The sequence below is a fragment of the Pseudomonas sp. V98_8 genome (assembly GCF_029967975.1).
Taxonomy (GTDB): Bacteria; Pseudomonadota; Gammaproteobacteria; order Pseudomonadales; family Pseudomonadaceae; genus Aquipseudomonas; species Aquipseudomonas umsongensis.
In genome coordinates this window covers 131827-154585 of record NZ_JASCAE010000086.1, presented here as the reverse complement: position 1 = coordinate 154585, position 22759 = coordinate 131827, and the positions used below count along the sequence as shown (strand labels likewise).

20 protein-coding genes are annotated in these 22759 nt (G+C 61.4%); 4 read left to right on the top strand and 16 right to left on the bottom strand.

The annotated features are described in order from the left end of the window. Positions 1 to 107 precede the first annotated feature (107 nt). On the top strand, positions 108 to 1022 hold the full coding sequence (locus tag QLG10_RS27730) for a LysR substrate-binding domain-containing protein (RefSeq protein ID WP_282488357.1): 915 nt from the start codon (positions 108 to 110) through the stop codon (positions 1020 to 1022). Positions 1023 to 1133: 111 nt separating this feature from the next. Here QLG10_RS27730 and madM read toward each other — a convergent pair whose 3' ends face one another. From madM to QLG10_RS27680, 10 genes are all read right to left on the bottom strand, one after another. Beyond that, a complete protein-coding gene (madM, locus tag QLG10_RS27725) occupies positions 1134 to 1898 on the bottom strand; it encodes a malonate transporter subunit MadM (protein ID WP_179055099.1) in 765 nt (254 codons plus the stop codon). 1 nt (position 1899) lies between these two features. Beyond that, positions 1900 to 2316, bottom strand: coding sequence for a malonate transporter subunit MadL (madL, locus tag QLG10_RS27720; protein ID WP_282488356.1), 417 nt, complete (start codon positions 2314 to 2316; stop codon positions 1900 to 1902). Positions 2317 to 2379: 63 nt separating this feature from the next. Next, positions 2380 to 3291, bottom strand: a complete 912-nt coding sequence (gene mdcH, locus QLG10_RS27715; RefSeq protein ID WP_188263452.1) for a malonate decarboxylase subunit epsilon — start codon at positions 3289 to 3291, stop codon at positions 2380 to 2382. Further along, positions 3288 to 3908 carry a malonate decarboxylase holo-ACP synthase gene (locus tag QLG10_RS27710; protein WP_282488355.1) on the bottom strand — a complete coding sequence of 207 codons (621 nt, stop codon included), beginning with the start codon at positions 3906 to 3908 and terminating at the stop codon, positions 3288 to 3290. The genes mdcH and QLG10_RS27710 overlap by 4 nt, the downstream gene beginning before the upstream one ends. Then, complete coding sequence (gene mdcE, locus QLG10_RS27705) at positions 3902 to 4705, bottom strand: biotin-independent malonate decarboxylase subunit gamma (protein ID WP_282488354.1); 804 nt, start codon at positions 4703 to 4705, stop codon at positions 3902 to 3904. The genes QLG10_RS27710 and mdcE overlap by 7 nt, the downstream gene beginning before the upstream one ends. Next, positions 4702 to 5553 (bottom strand): biotin-independent malonate decarboxylase subunit beta, encoded by an 852-nt coding sequence (locus QLG10_RS27700; RefSeq protein WP_110750304.1) that lies wholly within the window; start codon positions 5551 to 5553, stop codon positions 4702 to 4704. The genes mdcE and QLG10_RS27700 overlap by 4 nt, the downstream gene beginning before the upstream one ends. Next, positions 5546 to 5845 carry a malonate decarboxylase subunit delta gene (locus QLG10_RS27695; RefSeq protein ID WP_188263450.1) on the bottom strand — a complete coding sequence of 100 codons (300 nt, stop codon included), beginning with the start codon at positions 5843 to 5845 and terminating at the stop codon, positions 5546 to 5548. Before QLG10_RS27695 ends, QLG10_RS27700 begins: the two co-directional genes overlap by 8 nt. After that, positions 5845 to 6720, bottom strand: a complete 876-nt coding sequence (locus tag QLG10_RS27690; RefSeq protein WP_188263449.1) for a triphosphoribosyl-dephospho-CoA synthase — start codon at positions 6718 to 6720, stop codon at positions 5845 to 5847. Before QLG10_RS27690 ends, QLG10_RS27695 begins: the two co-directional genes overlap by 1 nt. Continuing rightward, positions 6720 to 8390 carry a malonate decarboxylase subunit alpha gene (mdcA, locus tag QLG10_RS27685; protein WP_188263448.1) on the bottom strand — a complete coding sequence of 557 codons (1671 nt, stop codon included), beginning with the start codon at positions 8388 to 8390 and terminating at the stop codon, positions 6720 to 6722. Before mdcA ends, QLG10_RS27690 begins: the two co-directional genes overlap by 1 nt. A gap of 97 nt (positions 8391 to 8487) precedes the next feature. Next, positions 8488 to 9591 (bottom strand): RHS repeat-associated core domain-containing protein, encoded by a 1104-nt coding sequence (locus QLG10_RS27680; RefSeq protein ID WP_188263447.1) that lies wholly within the window; start codon positions 9589 to 9591, stop codon positions 8488 to 8490. Positions 9592 to 9971: 380 nt separating this feature from the next. Here QLG10_RS27680 and QLG10_RS27675 point away from each other — a divergent pair, with 380 nt between their 5' ends. Continuing rightward, the gene (locus QLG10_RS27675; RefSeq protein WP_282488353.1) at positions 9972 to 10340 is read left to right on the top strand and encodes a DUF6124 family protein; all 369 of its coding nucleotides are present in this window, start codon (positions 9972 to 9974) and stop codon (positions 10338 to 10340) included. A gap of 112 nt (positions 10341 to 10452) precedes the next feature. On the opposite strand, the gene QLG10_RS27670 is transcribed toward QLG10_RS27675, so the two are convergent. From QLG10_RS27670 to pilG, 6 genes are all read right to left on the bottom strand, one after another. Then, complete coding sequence (locus tag QLG10_RS27670) at positions 10453 to 10920, bottom strand: chemotaxis protein CheW (protein WP_110750295.1); 468 nt, start codon at positions 10918 to 10920, stop codon at positions 10453 to 10455. Beyond that, positions 10913 to 16924, bottom strand: a complete 6012-nt coding sequence (locus tag QLG10_RS27665) for an Hpt domain-containing protein (protein ID WP_282488352.1) — start codon at positions 16922 to 16924, stop codon at positions 10913 to 10915. The genes QLG10_RS27670 and QLG10_RS27665 overlap by 8 nt, the downstream gene beginning before the upstream one ends. 49 nt (positions 16925 to 16973) lie before the next feature. Next, complete coding sequence (locus QLG10_RS27660) at positions 16974 to 19007, bottom strand: methyl-accepting chemotaxis protein (RefSeq protein ID WP_282488358.1); 2034 nt, start codon at positions 19005 to 19007, stop codon at positions 16974 to 16976. 120 nt (positions 19008 to 19127) lie between these two features. Continuing rightward, positions 19128 to 19661 carry a chemotaxis protein CheW gene (locus QLG10_RS27655; protein WP_110750291.1) on the bottom strand — a complete coding sequence of 178 codons (534 nt, stop codon included), beginning with the start codon at positions 19659 to 19661 and terminating at the stop codon, positions 19128 to 19130. A 10-nt stretch (positions 19662 to 19671) separates the two neighbouring features. Then, the gene (gene pilH / locus QLG10_RS27650) at positions 19672 to 20037 is read right to left on the bottom strand and encodes a twitching motility response regulator PilH (RefSeq protein ID WP_110750289.1); all 366 of its coding nucleotides are present in this window, start codon (positions 20035 to 20037) and stop codon (positions 19672 to 19674) included. 57 nt (positions 20038 to 20094) lie between these two features. Next, a complete protein-coding gene (gene pilG / locus QLG10_RS27645; protein WP_110750287.1) occupies positions 20095 to 20499 on the bottom strand; it encodes a twitching motility response regulator PilG in 405 nt (134 codons plus the stop codon). 235 nt (positions 20500 to 20734) lie between these two features. Between pilG and gshB the strand changes: the two genes are divergently transcribed. Together gshB and QLG10_RS27635 are read left to right on the top strand one after the other, a co-directional pair. After that, positions 20735 to 21688, top strand: coding sequence for a glutathione synthase (gene gshB / locus QLG10_RS27640; protein ID WP_020797384.1), 954 nt, complete (start codon positions 20735 to 20737; stop codon positions 21686 to 21688). 64 nt (positions 21689 to 21752) lie between these two features. Then, a complete protein-coding gene (locus tag QLG10_RS27635; protein ID WP_020797383.1) occupies positions 21753 to 22652 on the top strand; it encodes an energy transducer TonB in 900 nt (299 codons plus the stop codon). Positions 22653 to 22759: the final 107 nt, after the last annotated feature.

Below are 22759 nucleotides of genomic sequence, written 5' to 3'. Positions count from 1 at the left end.
GGCTGCGATCTTTTGATCTTGATCTTTAAAAGCAAGATCAAAAGATCGCAGCCTGCGGCAGCTCCTACAAAAGATACAATCGAGCCATTCCAACAAGAGTCCACCCCATGCTGATCGACGAAGAGTTGACCCTGAAAAAGCTCGAGGTGTTCCTGGCCTTCATGCGAACTGGCAACCTGGCCCGTGCCGCCGCCGAATTGCAGACCAGTAACGTTAGCGTACATCGGGCGATCCACTCCCTGGAAAGCGCCCTGCGCTGCCCGTTGTTCAAGCACGAGGGGCGCAACCTCACGCCGCTGGAAAGCGCCTACGTCCTGGAAGAACGGGCGCACAAGCTGATTCAGGATGTCGTGGAAACTGTGCGCCTGACCCGCGAAGCCGCCGGGTTTTCCGCCGAGCGCTTCAAGCTGGGCTCGCTGTATTCGCTGACGGTGAAGACCGTGCCGCAGCTGATCATGGGCCTGAAGATCCGCCGCAGCGAACTCAACATCGACCTGATCCTGGGCTCCAACATCGACCTGCTGTACAAGCTCAAGAACATGGAAGTCGACGCGATCCTGGTGTCCCTGGATGACACCGTCAACGATCCGGATTGCGAGCAGATCCCGCTGTTCTCCGACGACATTTTCCTCGCCACGCCCGCCGATTCCAGGTTCGCCCAGCGCAGCGAAGTCGACTTGGCCGAGGTCCGCGATGAAACCTTCATCACCCTGACCCAGGGCTTCGCCACGCATCAGGACGGTAAACGGGTTTTCGAGCAGGCGGGGTTCGAGCCGAAGGTGGCGATGCAGGTCAACGACATCTTCACCCTGCTGAGCATGGTCAGCTCGGGGGTTGGTTATGCGTTGCTGCCGGGAAGGATTGCGGCGGTGTACGAGAACCGGGTGAAGCTGATTGCGATGCAGGAGAAGTACCGGTTGCAGCAGCACATTGGTGTGGTGTTCCTGAAGGCCAAAGAGCGTGATCCGAATCTGCTGGCGTTATTGGCGGAATGCCGGATGTACGCCAATCGCCAGGCTTGAGACCGAGTCGCGCCCTTCGCGAGCAAGCCCGCTCCCACATTGGAATGCAATCAAATGTGGGAGCGGGCTTGCTCGCGAAGACGGCGCTACATTCAACAATTATCTAACGGATCAGCCGACAATCCCGCGAACGATGAAGTACAGCAACGAAGGCCCCAACAAGCACCCAAGCCCGGTGTGAAAGGTCGCCGTCAACGCGCCATAAGGCACCAACCGCCGATCCGTCGCCGCCAGCCCCGCCGTCACACCACTCACCGTACCGGCCAGGCCGCCGAAGACCATCGCCGAACGCGGGTTATCCAGGCCCATCCAGCGCGCCGCCATCGGCGTGCCGACCATCACCAGGATCGCCTTGATCAACCCGGTGGCAATCGACAGCGCCATCACATCCGAGGTCGCGCCAATTGCCGCACCGGTCACCGGCCCGACGATGTAGGTCACCGCGCCCGCGCCAATCGTGGTCATGCTCACCGCATCGCGATAACCGAATACCCAGGCCATGCATGCGCCGACAATGAACGGCAGCACCGTGCCCAGCAGCAGGGCGATCACGCCGATCAGCCCGGCCTTTTTCGCTTCGGTGGCCTGCACCTCGAAGGCCGTGGCGACAATGGCGAAGTCGCGCAGCATGGCGCCGCCCATCAGGCCGATGCCGGAGAACAGCGTCAAGTCCGCCAGGCCTTTTTGCCCGCCGGTCAGGGTGCCGCCGACCCAGGCCAGGACCAGACCGATGACGATGGCAATCGCCGACCCATGGATGCGCCCGAAGGTCAGGCGTTTGGAGAGGATGACCGACACCCACATGATCACGCCGACGAAGGCGAATGCGGTGACCAGGCCGTTGTGTTCCAGGCCTTTCTCGATGAGATCCCACATATCAGCGACCTCCTACAGGTGTGCCGACTGGGGTAATTTCCGAGGGCTCATCGGGCAAGGGTTCACCTTTATGGGTCCGGCTGATCAAGGCAATGGTGCAGCCGCAGACCACCACCGAACCGATCGCCGCCAGCACCGCCACCGGACCGCCATGCAAGGCCGTGACCACGTTCTGTTGCGCGGCCATCGCCACCACCACGGGGATGTACATGGCACCCCAGAAGCCCACGCCCATTTCGCAATCCTTGGTCATGCCACCGCGTTTTTGCATCCACAACCGTGCGCAGATCAACAGGATCATTGCGATCCCGACCCCGCCGACGTTGGATTTTACGCCCAGCAGGACGCCCAGCATGTCACCCATGATCACCCCTGCCAGCGTACAGATCGCGAGCAGCGCCACACCGTAAATAATCATTGTTGTCGTCCTCAAAGTGCATCGTCGAATGTTGTTCTTGTTGTTCGAAGCCTCAGGGCTGCTCTAGGGGTGGCGGCTTCCCTCCTCACGCAACAGCGCCTGCAGTGTGTCGAGCCTTGCACCGTCGAACGCTATCACGGTGCCCTGTTCGAAGACCCGGCGCGCCAGCCCGGTCAGCACCGCACCGGGCGGCAGTTCGATCTGTAGACGTACGCCGCGCTCATAAGCGCTTTGCACCGTGCCGCGCCAATCCACCACGCGGCACATGTTGAAGGCCAGGTCGTCGCGCAAGGCGTCAACCTTGATCACCGGGCGCGCGCGACTGCCGCTCAGGTAGCCGATCTTTGGTGTTTGCAGCGTCACCCTGGCGAACGCTTCGGCCAGGGTTTGCGCCGGTACGTCCAGCAGCGGGCAGTGCGACGGCACACTCACCGCCAGACGCTTGACCATCCCCGCCCCACGCTCCCTTGCCAGCTCGGCCAGCGCTTTCATCCCAGCGTCGCTGCCGGCAATCACCACCTGGTTATCGGCGTTGATATTGGCCAGGTAAACCGGCGTATCAACGCTGTGAACCCGGGCCAGCAAGCCCTCCACCACCGCCAGTTCCAGGCCGATGATCGCGGTCATCCCGTAGCCCTGTGGATAAGCCTGCTGCATCAACTCGCCACGCAGGCTGACCAGATGCAGCGCATCGCTGAAACCCAGGGCACCGGCGACCACCGCGGCCGGGTAGGCACCAATGGACAGCCCGGCGACGTAATCCGCCGGCAATGACAACTGCCGCGCCGCCGCCACACCGGCGATCAGCAGGCAGAGCTGCACCGCCCTTGTCGATTGCAGCGCCTGGGCGGAATCGAGCAGCCGAACGTCTTCACCCAACAGGTCGCTGGCCTCGATCAGCGTGTCCCCAGGCAACCCCTGGAGCATGCCCGGCCGCTGCGCACCCTGCCCCGGGAACACCAGCAAGCTGCTCACGCTGCCTGCTCCTGCGGGGTCCATGGGTCGGTGACCAGACAGGCTCCCGTTGCGTTCTTGAGCAAAACCCGTGAGGAAGAACCCGCCCACTCACGCAAGGCGACAGCGCCGAATGAGGTCTGCAATTGCATGTCCACCACACAGGGCGCCTTGTCGAACAACGCCAGCAACTCCCGAGCCTGATCCCGCGCCAGAGGCTGTGGTGTGCGCAGGATCAGATCCAGATCGCTGGCCTCATGCAGGGCTGCAAAACCGCTGGCCAACTCGAACCCGGCACTGCCGCTGACACCCCAGGCCCAACCGCAGGCATCGAGTGCGGGGCGCAATTGAGCCAGGGCTTCGAGCGCCGGCAGGTCGCGGTGGCTCTCGACGTGGCAAAGCGCTTCCGGGCTGACACGACGGGTTACCGCGGCCATCGCCATCGACGTCCCATAGCGCTGTTCACGCAAACGGCCACGCACGCCGACTGCAATCCGATCCTCCGTCGACACCGCACGGCGCACCACCACGGGCTGACCGGTGCCGATCGATTCGACCGCCCAGGCAGGCGCCCCCTCAGGCAGCTGCCGAGGGGTCATGCCCCAGAGCAGGTCGTGGGCCAGAAACTTGCTCACCACTGCTCTCTCAGCAATTGGCGGACCCTGCTGGAGGCCGCACGATTGGTCGCCCCGAGGCGTCCGCTGAGATCAACGCCCTTTTGCGCGACATCGGCAATCGCCTGCGTCAGGCACTCGGTCACCCGCGCCACATCCGCCGTGGTGGGCTGTTCGATCTGCTGCACCGCCAAGGTTTCCCAGAGCAATCCGAGGCTGGCATAGCTGTCGATGTCATAGGCCATCGGTGGCACGCTGGCGGCCAGGGTTTCCAGCTCTTCGACACTGCGCAAGGTCACCCGCGCCGCCGAAGCCTTGCCCATGGCATGCACCATCACCCCAGGATCGCGCAGGGCAATCAAGCGGCTGGCCTGATAACCGTGAGCCAGAAACGCCCCGGACATCGCCTTGCCCACCAGCAAGCCGATCACGGCATGACCGGCCAGCCGGGCGCGGGCATAACTGTCCGCCGCGCCGGCCAAGGCTTGATGAATACCGAGGGCTTCTTCGCGGCGCCCGTAGGCCTGGCTCGGCACATCGACGATGGCGATCAAGGCGCGTTTTTGCAGCTTGCCCTGATCGGCAACGATGACGTCATTCACCGCCTTGGCCAGGCCCCAGCCTTCGAGCAGCCCGACTTCACCATGGCGCGCACGCACGAATCGGTTGTCGGGATCGGTCACCACGGCGATGAAGCGCGCGGGCTGCTCACCCACAAATCCATCCGCCACTTTCAGCGAGGCCGGCAAACCCTCGACCGGCCGGGCATCGCCGCTCAAGGCGTTGAACCAGTTCAAGCCCCTCAGGGAATACGAACTCATGAGCGCTCTCCTTGATACAGGTCGCGAACCGTGGCCGGCTCGATTTGCGGCTCGGCGTCCAGACGCGCCAGCCGTTGCAGAAACAGGTCGGCCTGAGTACTGCGTTGCTGTGCAGGCAAACCCTGCTTGAGCAATTCGCCGACCTGCTCGCGAATCTGCGCCACGTCATCATCGGCAAAGCGATCCACCAGCCCCGTGGCGAAACGTTGCTCGCCGCCGGTCAGGCTCCAGATGAAGGGGCGATCGCGCGAGTCGTATTCCTCGAGCCCCGCCTCCTGTTCGATCACCTGTGGACCGTTCAGGCCCAGGCGGGCTTCCTGGGTCACCAGCAGGTAGCTGCACAAGCCCGCGGCAATCGACATGCCGCCAAAACAACCGACGCTGCCCGCCACCACACCGATCACCGGTTGGTACTGGCGCAAATCGACGATCGCCGCATGAATATCGGCAATGGCCGCCAAACCGAGATTGGCTTCCTGCAGGCGCACACCACCGGTTTCCAACAGCAGTACGGCGCGGGTCGGAACGCCTTTGCGGTTGTCCTCGGCGGCCAGTTCCAATGCGCCGGCAATTTTTGCCCCGCCGACTTCACCGAGACTGCCACCCTGGAATGCCCCTTCGATCGCCGCGATCACCACCGGCAAACCCTCAAGGCTGCCCTTGGCGATGACCACGCCGTCATCGGCTTGCGGGACCACGCCCTGGCGCGACAGCCACGGCGACATGATGCGTTGAAACGGATCGAGCAATTCGCGGAAGGTGCCGGCATCGAGTAGAGCTTTTGCCCGCTGCCGGGCACCGAGCTCAACGAAGCTGTGCTTGTTGAGAAGCGCTGCGCTGTCAGTCATGGCCGATCTCCTCGAAGCCCTGTTCCAGGCGCAGGCGGACCACGCCGGGGGTGGCGCCAAAATCGTGGATGTCGATGTCCATGGCCGGCGGGGTCTGACCGTCGAACATCCGTGCGAACAGGTGCTGCCAGCGTTGCTCGCTGCCGTTGACCGAAGTCTGCACGGTGATGTTCAGCTTGCCGGGTTGACCCGGTTCGATGAGCACTTCCAGATCGCCCGAGCCGACACAACCCACCAGCGTGCGACCGCGTGGCGGCTGCCCGGCGGGGAATTCAAAAGATAAGGTTTCCATTAAAACGCTCCCTGGGTAATGCGGTCGCCGGCCTCGATGCGGTCGATGAACAGGCAGGCTGCGAGCAAATCCGCAGCACCACCGGGCGAGGCATTCAATGCGATCAATTGTTGGTCCAGCTCATGCAGCCGACGACGTCCGGCGAGGCTCGCACTGCCACCCGCGTCGAGCACGGCCTGGGCGCCGAGCTGCATGGTGTTCAGGCCTTCCTCGCCGGCGCGGTACAGCACGCAGGTGTCGGCCAGATTCGTCATGATCGCCAGTAGCGCATCGAGCCGGGCGTTCTGCTCGCCATGGCCGGTAGCGCGGCTGCACTTGAGTTGCGGCAGTGCGCGTTGAATCACTGCCGGAAAACCGAGTTGCGCTTCCTCGCGGGCACCGCGCACACCGTAGCGTTGGGCGACTTGCGCACCATGGCTCAGTGGACGCGGCGCATAACGGTCGTCGAGCAAGGCCAGGCGTGCCGCGCGCAAGGCGATGGCACCGGCGGCGGTGGATTGCGGCTCCAGCGCAACAGCGGCGACCAGCAGGCCCAGCGCCCAGATGGCCCCGCGATGGGTATTCACGCCGTTGGTGGTGGCGAGCATCGCTTGTTCGCCTTCACGTCCGATCAGGCCAATCGCCTCGCGTAGCGGCAATCCAACCTCGCCCATCTCGATAGCGGCTTGCGCCATTTCCTTGAACGCCGGCCACAGGGCCAGCGCCGAGGCGTGCATCAGCCCCAGGTGCAAATCGGTGTGGGCGCCATTGCCGCGACGGTCGACCAACGCCGGTTTTGGCGACAGGTCAGCCTCGTCTATCAGCGCATCCACCGCCAGGTCCGCCAGGCGTTCGGCCAGGCTCAGAGTTTTCGGTTGCAGGTTGAGTGCGTGCATTACCAGCTCCTGAACTTGGCGGGCGGGTTGTAGAGGCCACCGGACCACTCCACCAAGTCCGCTACGCTTTTCGCGGCGAGCAATTCGCGGGTGGCGTCGGTACGGCGGATGCCGAGGTCTTCGGGCAAGGCGATCAAGCCTTCGCGGCGCATGCGCGCGGTGTCTTTCGGGTTGTGGCGCAGGCCGATGGCGGTCACGCCAGCGACGGCGGCGATCATTGCCTGACGCTCTTCCAGCGTTCGGGCCTTGTACAGATAGGCGATGCCTTCTTCGGTCAGCAGGTGGGTGACGTCGTCGCCGTAGATCATGATCGGCGCCAGTGGCATGCCGCTTTTCTTCGCCACCTCCACCGCATCGAGGGTCTCGACGAAGGTCGGTTTGCCGCCTTCCTGGAAGGTCTCGACCATTTGCACCACCAGCTTCTTGCCGCGTTCGAGCATCGGCTCGGTCGCGTCGGCGTGGCGCATGTCGAGCCAGGCTGGCGTACCGTGGCGTCGACCGCGCGGGTCGTGCCCCATGTTCGGCGCGCCGCCGAAACCGGCCAGGCGCCCGCGGGTCACGGTGGAAGAATGGCCGTCGCCGTCGACTTGCAGGGTCGCGCCGATGAACAGGTCCACCGCGTATTGGCCGGCCAGTTGGCTGAACATCCGGTTGGAACGCAGCGAGCCGTCGCGCCCGGTGAAGAACACGTCGGGCCGCGCGGCGATGTAGTTTTCCATGCCCAGTTCGGTGCCGAAGCAATGCACGCTTTCGACCCAGCCACTTTCAATCGCCGGGATCAGGGTGGGGTGGGGATTGAGTGTCCAGTTACGGCAGATCTTGCCCTTGAGGCCCAGGGATTCGCCGTAGGTCGGGAGGATCAGTTCGATGGCGGCCGTGTTGAAGCCGATGCCGTGGTTGAGCGACTGCACGTTGTGTTTTTCGTAGATCCCGCGAATCGCCATCATCGCCATCAGCACGTGCACCGGCTTGATGTGCCGGGGGTCACGGGTGAACAGCGGCTCGATGTAGAACGGCTTGTCCGCCACCACCACGAAGTCGACCCAGGAAGCGGGAATGTCGACCCGCGGCAAGTCGCTGACGTCATCCACCAGTTGGTTGACCTGGACAATGACGATGCCGTCGCTGAAGGCGGCCGGTTCGATCAGCGCCGGCGTGTCTTCGGTGCTCGGCCCGGTGTAGATGTTGCCGGCACGGTCAGCCATGAAGCCGGCGCTGAGCACCACGTTGGGAATCAAGTCGACCACCAGCCGCGCATAAAGCTCGATGTAGGTGTGGATCGCGCCGATCTCCAGCAGGCCATCTTCGAGCAACTGGCTGATACGCAGGCTCTGGGTGCCGGCAAAGGAGAAGTCGAGCTTGCGTGCAATGCCGCGTTCGAACAGGTCCAGATGCTCGGAACGACCGACGCTGGGCATGATCATGTGCAGGTCATGCAGCTTGCCTGGATCGGCCTTGGCCAGGGAACGAGAAAGAAAATCCGCCTGCTTCTGGTTGTTGCCCTCCAGCACCACGCGGTCGCCGGGCAAGATCAACGCCTCCAGCGCCGCCACCATCTTGTCGGTGGGCAACACCACACCGTCGGCCAGGTCTCGCACCAGCGCAAGACGCCGCTGCTTTTCGCTGCGCCGCCGCGTCCATCGCGAGTCGGGGGATATTGTTGTTGTCATGACCACTCCACGGGTTCGCTGTCGTGGGGGTCACCTTAGGAGCGTTGGGTGGGGGGCATCAATCAAGCAGGGTGGTGAATTGTTACGGTTACCGTAACTATTGCGATTCTCGTATTTTCTTCTGTTGCCGATCAAACCGATCCATTGCCGACTTCAACACCTCTCTTGCGCGAGCGTTATTTCCCTTCAATAAAAGTTCTTGATATCGGCTTATACCTACCTCAAGATTCGCATGAGCGCGACTAAAAGTCGGGAGGATTGACTTTCCTTTATCAAAATCAGCTACTTTTTCTAGCTCATCTAGTACACGATAATGTTTCTCCCGATGACTTATAAAGCTTTGTAGCTTCGGGTTCAAAACAACTGCGTTCAGATCGTAGGAAGAGTCTGGATTAGGAAGATCAAAATCTATTCTATGATTTTTTTTCATGAAGTCCAAGTTTAATGGATCAGAATCCCTCACGCTATGATAATCAACTGATGCCCTATTCGAAAATCGTTTCGGAGATCGCCATTTCGCAAGTTGTACGTTTGAATTGGATAATGGGTTTTCCAGATTATTCAAATGTTTTGCATGTGAAAATCTGTGCCCAACCGTAAACTTACTCATACTGGCAAATGTTGGATCGCGTTTGAAATTTGTAAAATCCATCGTTGATAGTGAAAACCAACGCATGTGGCCAGTGGGATCACTCCCGTTAACAGGATCCCCCAAACAATACGCATATGAATTCAATCCCCCCTTGCCAAACGGACTCAAACTGTCCGAACTGTTAAATCTCATCAACACCGGATTAAATGCTCGAAAACCATTACCTAACAAATAATGCCCTGTCACTGCATCCGGCCGCTCACCATTAAAACCCAGCAAACTGGTTAAACCACTTTCTGCGCGAAGATGCCCATAGGGCGAATAAACAATCGGAAGCGAATGCCCGCCAACAGTTTGCATCACTGAACGCTGCTGATCAGTGGCCAACAATGCCGTTTCCTGTGCGTCGCCCAATCGCTTCTGTTGCGCCAATAACTGGTCACCCTGTTGTACAATCGAACAGCGCGCCAATCCTTGAATCTCCGTGGCTAGCCGGGTCTTGCAGTAAAAGCGCTGAAGCGCGTCCGGCTTGGCCGAATTAAAGCCAATCAAACTGTCCAGCGGATCATAGTGATAAGTGCAGAGTACTTCTTCGTTTTGGGAAGGCATTGGCAGGGCTCCTGCTGCTCCTTGCTGATAGCATTGAGCTTCGGCTTCTTTGCTGAAAGTGTCTACTAGTAGAACTGATAGGTAATTGCTTGCCTAAAGCCTTCACCAAGGTCCGGGACAAGCTGCTCACGACAAGCGGCCTGAACCGATTGTTTTTTGTTTAATCATTTGTCTGCAGGAACAGCGTGAGGCTACGCAGTTTGACGCTGGGACCTACAGCAACCCCGGAACCCGCTGACCGGCGGGTGCGCGCGGGAGGCCTTCGAGTCTGCCGGGTTGTTATTTCCGTTTACCCCCGGATTTCCAGCCTGCGTACAGCTGCCACCCCTTCGCCTGGAAATCGAATGGAGCAGCTGAAACTCATTAAGCGGAGATTCAGTATGTTCAAGGTAACTCCCAATCCTCCGGAAACCGATCCCGATTCCCAAGATGCCTTGGAAGCCGAGAAGCTCAAGGAAGCCGCCGACCGCGCCCTCTCTCATTACCTCCCGCCCACTCACGAAAAACCGGCCAGGCGCCGAAAATACCAGCTGTTCACCGTCTCTCCCGAGATCGGCACCGAAGCGCTTCTGGCCAATGCCTCCGAAGACTTGCTGTCCATCAGCGCCATTGCGGCCGATCTGGCGGACGGGGTGGAAGGTTCGCGCCGTTCGGTAGCCTTGGCGCTCAGCCGAATGGCCGATGGAGTGCATTTGTTGGTGGAGCGGGCGCTGGATCACCATGAGGCGTTGGCCCAGGCCAAGGTTTAGCCGTCAGGTCTTCGGTGAATTGGAGGCCGCTTTCGCGAGCAGGCTCGCTCCCACAGTGATTCGGCGACATTCACAAAACCTGTGGGAGCGAGCCTGCTCGCGAAGGGGCCCTTCAGACGAGCGCGGCACTCACCAACAACTCCTCCAGTGCTAACAAATCCGGCACCTTGGCCACTTGATCCGCCACCTGCACCGCCGCCTTCTCCAGCGAACACAACGGCACGTCCACATAGCTCAACTGACTGTCGAGCTTGTACGAGCGCGGTATCCCTTGAACCAGTAGCGCGATGAATTTCAGCTCGGGCCGACCGCCGAGCGCATTGAGAATGACGATTCGCGCGCGTTCGCCGATGACGATTTTCTGCCCGCACGCCGACTCGAAGCTGAGCAACGGTATCTGCCGGTTGCGCCACGCGACCCTTCCCAGATACCAGGGTGGCGAGTCCAGGTCGATGGCCGCGGGTTGGTAGCCGATCAGTTCAGCCACTGCGACGTTAGGCAGGATCAGGTGGCGGTCAGCCAAAGGCAGTAGCAGGCCGGTGAGTTGGCTATCGCGCGGGTCGTGGCGACGCTCATGCATGGGTCTTGCTCCACAGGGCAATGCTTTCAAGCAATACCGATTCCTGGTACGGCTTGCCCAGGTAATCGTTGACGCCGATGGCCATGGCCCGGTCGCGGTGTTTCTGGCCCGTGCGGGAGGTGATCATGATGATCGGCAGGTGCCGCAGACGCTCATCGCTGCGCACCTGGGTGGCGACTTCGAAGCCATCCATGCGTGGCATTTCGATGTCCAGCAGCATCAGGTCCGGGATGTGCTCTTCCAGCAGCAGCATGGCGTCGACACCGTCCTTGGCGGTCAGCACGTTCATGCCGTGGCGTTCGAGCAAACGGCTGGTGACCTTGCGCACGGTGACCGAGTCGTCGACCACCATCACCAGCAACGGCCGTTGCGGTTCGACCTCGACGTCGTGACTGACCGAACGCTGCGGCGCCCGGGCCTGCATGGCGCGAACCGGCGCCAGCAGGTCCAGGATCAGCACCACCCGGCCATCCCCCAGAATCGTCGCCCCGGACACCCCTTGCACGGCGGCGAACTGCGGGCCGAGACTTTTCACCACGATCTCGCGCGTGCCGGCCATGGCATCGACCTGCACTGCAATATGCCGCTCGTTGCATTGCACCAGCAACACCGGCAGCGGCAGGCTCTGGCCCAACAGCCGTGGACGCGGGCTGGTCTTCAGCAGCTCGCCCAGGTAACACAGTTCATAGCACTGACCGGCGTATTCATAGGTCGGTGGATCAAGGCGGAAATGCCCTTCCAGTTCGTTGGGCAACACGCGGACAATGCCATCGATGGTGTTCAGCGGAATGGCGTATTGATCCTCCCCGCATTGCACCATCAGCGCCCGGTTGACCGACACGGTGAACGGCAGGCGAATGCGAAAATGCACGCCCTGCCCCGGCACCGAGTCGATGCTCATGGTACCGCCCAGTTGCCGCACTTCTTCGTGCACCACGTCCATGCCGACCCCACGCCCGGAGATCTGGGTGATTTTCTCGGCGGTGGAAAAACCCGGTTGCAGGATGAATTGCAACACGTCGTGGTCGCTGATGACACTGTCCGGGGCGAGCAGGCCGCGCTTGATCGCCTTGCGCCGCACCGCCTCCAGTGGCACGCCGGCACCGTCGTCGCGAATATCGAAAATGATGTCGCCGCCTTCGCGCAACAGATCCAGGGTGATCCGCCCTTGCGCCGGCTTGCCCGCCGCCACACGCACCGCGGCGGATTCCAGGCCGTGGTCGACGGCATTGCGCAGCATATGCTCCAGCGGCGCCGCCATGCGCTCGAGTACATTGCGATCCATCTCGCCTTCGGCGTTGCCGACGATGAACTCGACGTCCTTGCCCAGCTCACCGGCCACCTGACGGACGATGCGCTTCAAGCGCGGCAGCATTCGCTCGAACGGCACCATGCGCGTGCGCATCAGGCCTTCCTGCAATTCGGTGTTGATGCGGCCCTGCTGTTGCAACAGGTTTTCCGCGTCCAGGTTGCGCCGATCGAGGGTTTCCTTGAGGTCGAGCAAGTCGGAGGCGGATTCGAACAGGGCTCGCGACAGTTGTTGGAGTTGCGAGTGGCGATCCATTTCCAGCGGGTCGAACTCTTCGTAGCCCAGGCGCTCGGCATCGACTTGCTGACGGCTGAGGATCCTGCCCTGGGTTTCGGTATCGAGCCTGCGCAACTGGTCGCGCATGCGCTCGATGGTGGTTTCCATCTCGTTGAGGGCGACCTGCGCGTCGTTGACCTGCTGTTCGATGCGACCGCGAAAGATCGAGGTTTCAGCGGCCAGGTTGACCAGGTCGTCGAGCAGTTCGGCCGAGACCTTGACCATGTCCGCCCCGGCATCGGGCTGCAGCGCTGGTGTCTCGGTTTTTGCCGTAACGGTGAGTGGCGCCGGGGCTTCAGGCAGCACCGGGTGACTGAAGTTCTGGATGGCATCGATCAGCCGGTCGGCCGGCGGCAGTGGCTCACCGGCGCGCGCTGCGTCGAGCATCTGCGCCAGCCGGTCATGGCTGCGCTGCAGCAGTTCGAACATCGCCGCCGTGGGTTGCAGCATGCCGGTGGATAAACCTTCGTAGAGAAACTCCAGCTCGTGGGCCAAATCGCCAATGGGAGCGATTTCCACCATGCGCGCACCGCCCTTGAGGGTATGCAGGTCGCGCAGCAGGGTTTCCATTTCCTGCCGGTTCGACGGCTCGGCCTGCCAGCGCAGCAGCGCCGCCCCGGAGCTTTCGATGATGTCGAAGCCTTCTTCAAGAAAGATGTCCAGCAACTCGCTGTCATGGTGGGCCGAGTCGACGCCAGCGGCAGCTTCGACGACCTGGGCATTGTTTGCGTGGCTTTGCCTGAACGCGCGGATCGCTTCGATCAGTTCCTCGGGATCGCCCAGGGCTTGATGGTCTTGCAACTGCTCAAGCATCTGCGCCAGATGGCCATGGCTCAGTTGCAGCAGTTGCGTCAGCACTTCGCTGTGGCTGTAACGGCGGTCCGCCAGGCCCTCATAGAGGTTTTCCAGTTCCTGGGCCAGGTCTGCGACCGGTTCGACCTCGGCCATCCGCGCGCCACCCTTGAGGGTGTGCAAGTCGCGCTGCAACGAGGACAGCGGCGCGGGGTTATGCGGGTCACTTACCCAGCGTTGCAAGGAATGGTTGGCGCTTTCGAGGATATCCTCGGCTTCCTCAAGGAAGATCGAAACGATGTCGTCGTCCAGTTCGGCTGCGCGGTCTCCTGTAGGAGCGAGCCTGCTCGCGATGGGCTCATAGGCGCCGCGTTTATCCAATGAAAGCGCGTCATCGTTAGCGTCCATCGCGAGCGTGCTCGCTCCTACAGGGGGGAGGGTGCTTTCAAGTTCGGCGGTGGCGTCGCCCAGCTCGCGGATGCTCAAGGTGCGACTGCCGTCACTGCGGATCAAGCCCATGGCCGAAGGGTCCAGGCTCTGATCGAGCAAGCCGTGCAAGGCCCGAATCCGCTCCGGGCGCGGGCTGACTTCCTGGCCAGCCGCCAGCTCATCAAGCATGTTGATCAGCGCTTCGTGGGCACTTTGGGCTTCATGGAAAAATTCCTCGCTAACCGCCAGGCTGCTCTCTTCCACAGCACCGTAGAGGTCGAGCAAGGCTTCGCAGAGCTCATCCACCGGATGCAGGTCGGCCAGGTGGGCGCCTTCGCCGAGGGTGGTCAATTCGTCCAGCAGTGCACTGAGTTCCTGGCGTTCGCCTGGATGCTGCTGCCAGCGCCGTAACAGGCTTTCGGCGTCGAGCAGGATGTCCATGCCCTGGGCCAGGAAGTTGTTGATCAACTGCGGGTCGCGCTTGATCCTCAGGCCGGCACTGGGCGTGCTCAAGTGACTTTGCAGGCGTTCGGCGAGCAGCGCCCTGGCGCGTTCGATCAGGGCCCCGGAGCCGGGGATTTCAGCCAACGGGTCGGTCTTGAGCTGGCGCAAGCCAAGACGGAACAGTCCTTCGGCCTCCAGCAGCACTTCGACTTCGTCCAGGTCGAGCGCGATCAGGTGAGCCTTGTACTCCCGGGCCAGTTGATCGAGCGGCGTCGCCAGCTCGGCAATCGGCACGACCCCGGCCATCGACGCACTACCCTTGAGGGTGTGCAAAGCACGCTGCAGCTCATCGCTGGCCTGCAGCGGCAGGCGTTCGGCGGCCTGGTCGAGAAATCGGTTGAGGCTGCTCAAATGGGTTTCGGCTTCCTTGCGGAAGATTTCCAGCAATAGCGGGTCGAGGGCCGCGACGTCCTGGGTATCCTCGTCCGCTGCCGTGTTATCGCCCTTGGCCAGGGCGTGGGCACGGGCCGCCAACTGGTCAACATCATTGCGCTGACGCTGGGCATCGGCGGCATATTCGGCCACCAGTTCCGGCAGCAGATCGAGCACATCGTCGAGCAGTTGCTGCACGCTGGCGCCAGGCTCCACGCTGTGTTCCAGCACGCGATTAAGCAGGTTTTCCACGGCCCAGGCCAATTCGCCAAGCACCAGGGCTCGTACCATCCGGCCACTGCCCTTGAGGGTATGAAAGGCACGGCGCAATTCGCTCAGGGCCAAGCGGTTGGTGGGGTCCGCCGACCAGCGTGGCAAATGTTCGCGAAGGATCTCCAGCACTTCATCCGTTTCTTCGAGGAATACTTCACGCAATTCCTCATCCACCGGCTCTTCGCCTGAAGGTGGCGGCAGCAGGCTATCCGGAGTGTCGAGCGCGGGCGGGTTGAGGGCCGAAACCGGGCTGGCCAGCACATCGGCCAGGGCCTGGGCGATGGCCGGGGCATCCCGCTCCTGCTGTAGCCGCAGGGACTGCGCTTCGTCGGGACTCAGGACATCCGCAAGCACTGGCACCTGTCGCTCGCTGGGGAAAAAACCGAGTGAGGCCAGGCGACTTTGCGCCACGTCGAGCAGTTGCTCACCGGGGGCTTCGGGGTCGTCGTTGAGGCGCTCAAGGTAATACTCGATGCTGGTGATCACGTCGGCCAGGCTGTCCAGCGCCTGCCAGCCGGGCTGATGCGGCTCAAGCAGCAGGTGTTCATGAATGTAGTGATTGCAGGTTTCGATCAGGCCCGCCGCGCGGGTCAACGGGATCATCGCCAGCGCACCCCGCACCTGGGTCAGCAGGGCCGGCAGCCCCTGCAGGTGCTGTCGGTCCCAATCGGCATCGATGTAGTCGACGATCATGTCCTTGGCTTGCTGCAGACAGATGCGCGCTTCCTTGATGACGATCTGGTGGATCTGCGTCAGGTCGGTGGTGGGCAGCCGACTGTCTTCCTGGCTTTCAGGCTCTACGGTGCCGACCATGCCCGCCAGCGTCGCTTCGACGTAAAGCAAGGCCCCGGCCACGTCCATGAGGATCGCATCATCGGGTATGCGCTGGCCTTGGGCCAGGCTCAGCACCACGGCCAGTTGATCGATGATCACCTTGCGGGGTTGGCCGAAGCCCAGTACCGCCAGGGTGTCAGCGATTTGCCGCAGGGGCGCCAGCAGGCTGTCGAGGTCCGAAGTGTGTTGCCGATCGCTGCGCACGAACAGGTCCAGGCGCTCCTTGACCCGCACCAGCTCTTCGCACAATGCCGCCAATACCGAGCGCATGGCATCACGATCAGGACCGGCCAGGCGGGCGCGTTCTTCGTCGACCATCGCGCTGTCAGGCAATGCATCGTCCAGTGCGTAGCGATCTTTCATGGTCAGCATCTGCCCGGTGGGATGTTCGGCCTTGGCAATGTAGAACAGCAAACTCTTCAGCAACTCGGGTGGCGGCGGCTGATTGATGCCCTGCATGCCCTGTTCGAGCAGACGCTTGAGCTCTTTGTCGGCCTCCTTGAACAGGCTGCGCAAGGCCGGGCTGTTGGTAATGACGCCGGCGCGCATGCCTTCGACCAGCGCTGAAGCCACCTGCCACAGTGGGCTCAGGGGCGCTGAATCGCACAAGCCTTCCAGACGAGTAAAGACCTTGGCCAGGTACTCCAGGTGCGTGTCGTCATCCTGCTCACGCAGCAACCCGACCAGGGCCATCTGCAACATTTGCCGCAACTTGCGCAGCACATTCGGCAAGTCCGCCGGCTCCAGCCGCGCCAGGGCCGCTTGATCCAGGGCAGGCAGGTCTGGCAACTGCGGGCTGAACAGGCTGGTTTCCGACAACAGGCTTTCGCCGCGGGCGCTGCGCAGGTCGTTGATCAGCGGCAACACGACCAAAGGCAGATCGCGGCGTGCACCTTGCACGCGATCCAGGTAGATCGGCAACTGCCCCAGCGCTTGCAGCATTAGGTGCAACGCCTCGTCACGATGATGGACGCGATTGTGTTGCAAGGCGGTGACCAGTTGCTCCATTTCTTCGGCGAGCAACGCCGCGCCGTAGAACTCGACCATCTGCAGACTGCCGTGAACCTGATGGATGCACGCCAGGCATTCGCTCAGGGCGTGCGTCGCCTGCGGGTCATCAAGCTGGGTTTCGATCGCGTGATGAGCCTGCTTCAGCGTTTCGGCAATTTCGCCTTTGACCCATTCAAGGGCCACATAGTCGTGCCGATCACCCATAACCACTCCAATCCCCACTTCTATCAAGATAGCCATGCCCGGGGGCGGTTCAAGCTTTGTCCGCGACCTGCGCCTGGGTGGCCGGCAAGGTGAAGCCAGACACCGAACGCCGCAACTGGCTGGCCATTTTTGCCAGGTTGCCGATGCTCTCGGCGGTGGCGGTAGAGCCGGACGAGGTCTGCGAAGTGATCTGCTGGATCACGTTCATCGTCAGGGAAATCTGACCGGCAGACGACGTTTGTTGTTGCGCCGCGTTGGAAATGCTCTGGATCAGCGCCGCCAGGGTCTTGGACACCCCTTCGATTTCTTCCAGGGCCACACCGGCATCCTGCGCCAGACGCGCGCCGCGCACCACTTCGGTGGTGGTCTGCTCCATGGAAATGACCGCTTCGTTGGTGTCGGCCTGGATCGCCCGCACCAGGGTTTCGATCTGCCGCGTTGCGGCCGAAGAGCGTTCCGCCAGGCGCTGCACTTCATCGGCAACCACTGCGAAACCACGCCCGGCGTCACCGGCCATGGACGCCTGGATCGCCGCGTTGAGGGCGAGAATGTTGGTCTGGTCGGCAATGTCATCGATCAAGCTGACGATATCGCCGATTTCCTGGGAAGACTCGCCAAGGCGTTTGATTCGCTTGGCGGTGTCTTGAATCTGTTCGCGGATGTTGTCCATGCCATGGATGGTGTTGTGCACCACTTCATTGCCCTTGTTGGCGATTTCCACCGAACGCTCGGCCACCGCCGAGGATTCCGCGGCGTTGGCCGACACCTGATCGATGGACTCAGCCATGTCGTTGATTGCGGTGGAGGCTTCGGAAATCTGTTGGGCCTGATGTTCCGAGGCCTGCGCCAGGTGCATCGCGGTAGCCTGGGTTTCCTGCACAGCGGCTGCAACCTGGCCCGCCGTCAGGTTGATCGTTGCCACCAGATCGCGCAGTTGGTCCACGGAATAGTTGATCGAATCGGCGATGGTCCCGGTGAAGTCTTCGGTTACCGTGGCGGTCACGGTCAGGTCGCCGTCGGCCAGGTCTTCGATTTCGTCGAGCAGGCGCATGATCGCGTTCTGGTTGCGCTCGTTCTTTTCGGCAGTCTCGCGCAGCTGGCGATTGGTTTCGCGCACCATCACCAGGCCGATGAGGATGATCGACATCAGCGCCCCCAGGCCCAGGACATAACCGCCGATGGTGTCGGTGTCACGCCCTCCGGCGAGGTTTTCAAAGCCACTGGCCAAATGGGAAGCTTCGTCTAGCAGGGTTTGCGAAAGGCTGAAAATATTGGTGGCCGACTCACGAACCTTGAACAGCTCCGGTGAGGTTTCGAGGATTTCGTCCACTGAACCTGAGACGAATTCGAACAGCTCGGATATCTCGATCAGCCGCGCGCGCGCGTCACGGTCCTCGACCTGGCTGACCCGCAGAGAGGCGTTGCCCTGGAGCATGCCGTTGAGCACCTGGCCGAACCGCGCCGCATCACGGCCGAACGCATCGGCGGCCTGCTGTGAGTTTTCGTCGCCGGACAACACGGTATTGACCGCCCCTAAAATACGCTCGGCCAACAGTGATTGACGCTGCGCCATCGCCACCTGCGCCGCCGGGGCGCCACGTTGCAGCAGGGTTTCCACCACCTTTTCGTATTCAACCTGCAACTGCGGCACGGTTTCGGCCAGGGTCGCGGCGACTTGATGCAGCGACAGCACCGTCTGTTCACTGGACAGGATCGCATCGGTGTTTTTCAGCAGGCGCTCCCAGTCCTGTTGCACGGCGCGCATTTCCGGGCGCACGCTGGGCGGTGCCGGTGGCAGGCCGGTGGCGGGGTCGCCTTTCTTCAGATAGCTCCAGCGCCGGGCAAAATCGTTGCGCGCATCGCTGAGCAACTTGAATGCCGCAGCCTTGCCGGCAGCGGCCTCGGTCGCATTCTTGGCGATGCGCTGGGACAACACGCGCAGCTCACCGGCGTGACCGATGTACTGTTTGTCGTAGGTGGCCTGGGTGTTGAGGTACGCGAAGTTGGCGAACAACAACATGATGAAGATGATCAGGGCGATGAACAGCGCGATGATCTGCGATCGACTGCGCGACGCCTCCATTGGCTTGCCTGTTTTTGCTTTTATCATCGGTCTTCGCCTGTTAACCCACTTCTAGGCCTGCCAGAATCCCCTGTGGGAGCGGGCTTGCTCGCTCCCACATTTAGAGCTGTGACGCTCCATTTAAACGGCAACGTTCATGAATCCCTGCGACCGCGCCAGCGTAAACAGGCTCAACACCTGCCAGCTCTGCTCGCGCTGAAACCGGCCGGTGATGAACGGTGCGATCGGGCCGCCCGGCGCGTCTATCGGCTGCAGACTGTCCCGGGCGAAGTGCTGCAAGCCGAAGACTTCATCGACCAGCAACCCGGCAAACACCTCGTCATGCTCCACCACCAATACGCGCCGCTGCTTGCGCGTCGCCGAGATTTCCTGGCCAAAAAAACCGCACAAATCAATGATCGGCAACAAACGCCCGCGCAGATTGGCCACGCCCTTTACCCAGGACTTGACCCCCGGCACCAGCGTAAAACGCGGTTCGTGCAACACTTCACCGATTTCCCCCATGGGCGCGACGTACCACTGTTCGCCCAGGCGAAAACCGATGCCGCTCCAGCTGTCCTGGCGGGCGGGCTGGGACGGCAAGTCCGCCGCCAGCAAGCGACAACGCCGGTCGATCTGCAATAGCAGTTCGAAGGCGGTCAGTGATTCGCTCATGGCCCTGTGATCAACCGGCCAGCACAGTGTTCAAGGTCTTGATCAGGGTATCTTCGTCAACCGGCTTGGTCAGGTAGTCCTTGGCCCCTTGGCGCGTACCCCAGACCTTGTCGGTTTCCTGATCCTTGGTGGTGATGATGATCACCGGGATGTGCCCGGTTTCCGGATCTTTGGTCAGCTGGCGAGTCGCCTGGAAGCCATTGAGTCCGGGCATGACGATATCCATCAGCACTGCGTCGGGTTTTTCCTGGCGGGCCAGCGCCACGCCGTCTGCGCCGTTTTCGGCTTTCAATACTTCATGACCGTGCTTCTCCAGCATGCCGGTCAATTTGTACATTTCGGTCGGCGAATCATCGACGATCAGGATACGTGCCATGGTCTTCCCCATTCTTGTCGGCGCAGGGCCCAATGGCCGAGCGTCACTGTAGGTATCTTACTGCGGCAAAACAGCGGCAAAGCCCGGAACATGGGCCTGGATCGCGCTCAGCAGCTCTTCCTTGCTGAAAGGCTTGGTCAAAAACTGGTCGGAGCCGACAATGCGCCCCTTGGCCTTGTCGAACAGCCCGTCCTTGGACGACAGCATAATCACTGGCGTGCACTTGAATGCACTGTTGTTCTTGATTAACGCGCAAGTCTGATAGCCATCCAGGCGCGGCATCATGATGTCGACAAAGATGATGCCGGGGTGGTGATCGACGATCTTGGCCAGCGCATCGAACCCATCGATGGCCGTGATGACCTCACAACCCACGTTCTTGAGCAGTGTTTCGGCGGTGCGGCGAATCGTCTTCGAATCGTCGATTACCATGACCTTCAAGGCGTTGGGTTGCTGTTCCATAGTTGCTCTACCGTCGCCTTTAGGAATCTATTTGTCCATCTGCGGGGCGTCGAGGACTCGAAACCCTTGATGTTCAAGGGCCGGCACGACATGGCAGTCTTTTTAGCACAGTCTCCATATCCAATCTATCGGCCGGTCCCGGCAGTGGTTTTTCCTTGACCGGGAACACTCTCAGCGCCACTCTGACGCCACTTTTATATGGTCCTAGGCCTCACCCACTTTTGAGGAAACACCCATGAGCGTTCGTGTCGGGATTGTCATGGATCCTATCGCCAGCATCTCCTATAAAAAGGATAGCTCGCTGGCCATGCTGCTGGCCGCACAGAAACGCGGCTGGGAACTGTTCTACATGGAACAGCGCGACCTGTACCAGGCCGAAGGGCAGGCGCGGGCGCGGATGCGTCCACTGAAAGTGTTCGCCAACCCGGAAAAATGGTTCGAGCTGGAAGCCGAGCAGGACAACCTGCTGAGCGACCTGGACGTGATCCTGATGCGCAAGGATCCGCCTTTCGACATGGAATTCGTCTATACCACCTATTTGCTGGAACAGGCCGAGAATGCTGGCGTACTGGTGGTCAACAAGCCGCAAAGCCTGCGTGACTGCAACGAAAAACTGTTCGCCACGCTGTTTCCGCAGTGCACGCCACCGACCATCGTCAGCCGTCGCCCTGACGTATTGCGTGAATTCGCCGACCATCATGGCGATGTGATTCTCAAGCCACTCGACGGCATGGGCGGGTCCTCGATCTTCCGTCACACCGCCGGCCACCCGAACCTGTCGGTGATCCTCGAAACCCTGACCCTGCACGGCCAGCAGCAAATCATGATCCAGGGCTACCTGCCGGCCATCGTCGATGGCGACAAACGCATCCTGATGATCGACGGCGAGCCGGTGGACTACTGCCTGGCGCGCATTCCTGCTGCCGGCGAAACCCGTGGCAACCTTGCAGCCGGTGGCCGCGGCGAAGCCCGTCCATTGACCGAAAAGGATCGCTGGATCGCGGCGCAAGTCGGTCCGACCCTGCGCGAAAAAGGCCTGCTGTTCGTCGGCCTCGATGTGATCGGCGAGCACCTGACAGAGATCAACGTCACCAGCCCGACCTGCATCCGCGAAATCGACAATGCCTTCGGCACCGATATTGGCGGCATGCTGATGGATGCCATCGATCAGAAGCTCAAGGCCCGTTGATAAGCCAAACCAACATTGCGTTATCATGCGCGGCCTGTGAAAACGCGATGTTGGTTTCCTTGTCATGACCCTCCCGTCCGATCTGCCCCCCGAACTCGCCCACCACGGCGTGCGCCCGGCCGATCGCCTCGGTTTTACCCTGTTCCTGGCGGCGCTGATCCACCTGGCATTACTGCTGGGTGTCGGTTTCACAATGGTCGAGCCCAAGCAGATCAGCAAAACCCTGGAAATCACCCTCGCCACCTTCAAAAGCGAAAAGAAACCGGAAAAGGCTGACTTCCTCGCCCAGGAAAACCAGCAAGGCAGCGGCACCCTGGACAAGAAGGCCATCCCCAAGACCACCGAGATCGCACCGTTCCAGGACAACAAGGTACAAAAAGTCACGCCACCGCCCGCCGCCAAGCCAGAACAGAAGGACGCCCCGCCCAAGGCAGCCGTGACCACCGTCGCACCCAAGCCGAAGAAAGCCCCGACAAAAACCGAGGAGCCCAAGCCCGTCACCAAACCTGTGGTGGCGGCACCGACATTCGACAGCGAACAGCTGTCCAGCGATATCGCCAGCCTCGAAGCCGAACTGGCCCAGGAACAACAGTTGTACGCCAAGCGCCCGCGCATCCACCGCCTGAGCGCCGCCTCGACCATGCGCGACAAGGGCGCCTGGTATAAAGACGAGTGGCGTAAAAAAGTCGAGCGCATCGGCAACCTCAATTACCCCGACGAAGCCCGGCGCAAGCAGATCTACGGCAACCTGCGCCTGATGGTCTCGATCAACCGCGACGGTTCGCTGTATGAAGTGCTGGTGCTGGAGTCGTCCGGGCAACCGCTGCTGGACCAGGCGGCCCAGCGCATCGTGCGCCTGGCAGCGCCGTTTGCGCCCTTTACCGGGGACCTGTCGGACATCGATCGCCTGGAAATCATCCGCACGTGGAAATTTGCACGCGGGGACCGACTCTCCAGTAATTAATTGAAGATCAAAAGATCGCAGCCTGCGGCTGCTCCTACATGTGGAATGCATTTCCCTGTAGGAGCTGCCGCAGGCTGCGATCTTTTGACGTGCTTCGGCTTGTCAGT

Coding starts and splice junctions, on each gene's coding strand:
- QLG10_RS27665 (WP_282488352.1), bottom strand. CDS start 16,924: ATGGGTGATCGGCACGACTATGTGGCCCTTGAATGGGTCAAAGGCGAA.
- QLG10_RS27670 (WP_110750295.1), bottom strand. CDS start 10,920: ATGCATGAGCGTCGCCACGACCCGCGCGATAGCCAACTCACCGGCCTG.
- madM (WP_179055099.1), bottom strand. CDS start 1,898: ATGTGGGATCTCATCGAGAAAGGCCTGGAACACAACGGCCTGGTCACC.
- QLG10_RS27695 (WP_188263450.1), bottom strand. CDS start 5,845: ATGGAAACCTTATCTTTTGAATTCCCCGCCGGGCAGCCGCCACGCGGT.
- mdcE (WP_282488354.1), bottom strand. CDS start 4,705: ATGAGTTCGTATTCCCTGAGGGGCTTGAACTGGTTCAACGCCTTGAGC.
- QLG10_RS27680 (WP_188263447.1), bottom strand. CDS start 9,591: ATGCCTTCCCAAAACGAAGAAGTACTCTGCACTTATCACTATGATCCG.
- QLG10_RS27675 (WP_282488353.1), top strand. CDS start 9,972: ATGTTCAAGGTAACTCCCAATCCTCCGGAAACCGATCCCGATTCCCAA.
- madL (WP_282488356.1), bottom strand. CDS start 2,316: ATGATTATTTACGGTGTGGCGCTGCTCGCGATCTGTACGCTGGCAGGG.
- QLG10_RS27660 (WP_282488358.1), bottom strand. CDS start 19,007: ATGGAGGCGTCGCGCAGTCGATCGCAGATCATCGCGCTGTTCATCGCC.
- QLG10_RS27730 (WP_282488357.1), top strand. CDS start 108: ATGCTGATCGACGAAGAGTTGACCCTGAAAAAGCTCGAGGTGTTCCTG.
- QLG10_RS27690 (WP_188263449.1), bottom strand. CDS start 6,720: ATGCACGCACTCAACCTGCAACCGAAAACTCTGAGCCTGGCCGAACGC.
- gshB (WP_020797384.1), top strand. CDS start 20,735: ATGAGCGTTCGTGTCGGGATTGTCATGGATCCTATCGCCAGCATCTCC.
- QLG10_RS27635 (WP_020797383.1), top strand. CDS start 21,753: ATGACCCTCCCGTCCGATCTGCCCCCCGAACTCGCCCACCACGGCGTG.
- pilG (WP_110750287.1), bottom strand. CDS start 20,499: ATGGAACAGCAACCCAACGCCTTGAAGGTCATGGTAATCGACGATTCG.
- mdcA (WP_188263448.1), bottom strand. CDS start 8,390: ATGACAACAACAATATCCCCCGACTCGCGATGGACGCGGCGGCGCAGC.
- pilH (WP_110750289.1), bottom strand. CDS start 20,037: ATGGCACGTATCCTGATCGTCGATGATTCGCCGACCGAAATGTACAAA.
- QLG10_RS27700 (WP_110750304.1), bottom strand. CDS start 5,553: ATGACTGACAGCGCAGCGCTTCTCAACAAGCACAGCTTCGTTGAGCTC.
- QLG10_RS27655 (WP_110750291.1), bottom strand. CDS start 19,661: ATGAGCGAATCACTGACCGCCTTCGAACTGCTATTGCAGATCGACCGG.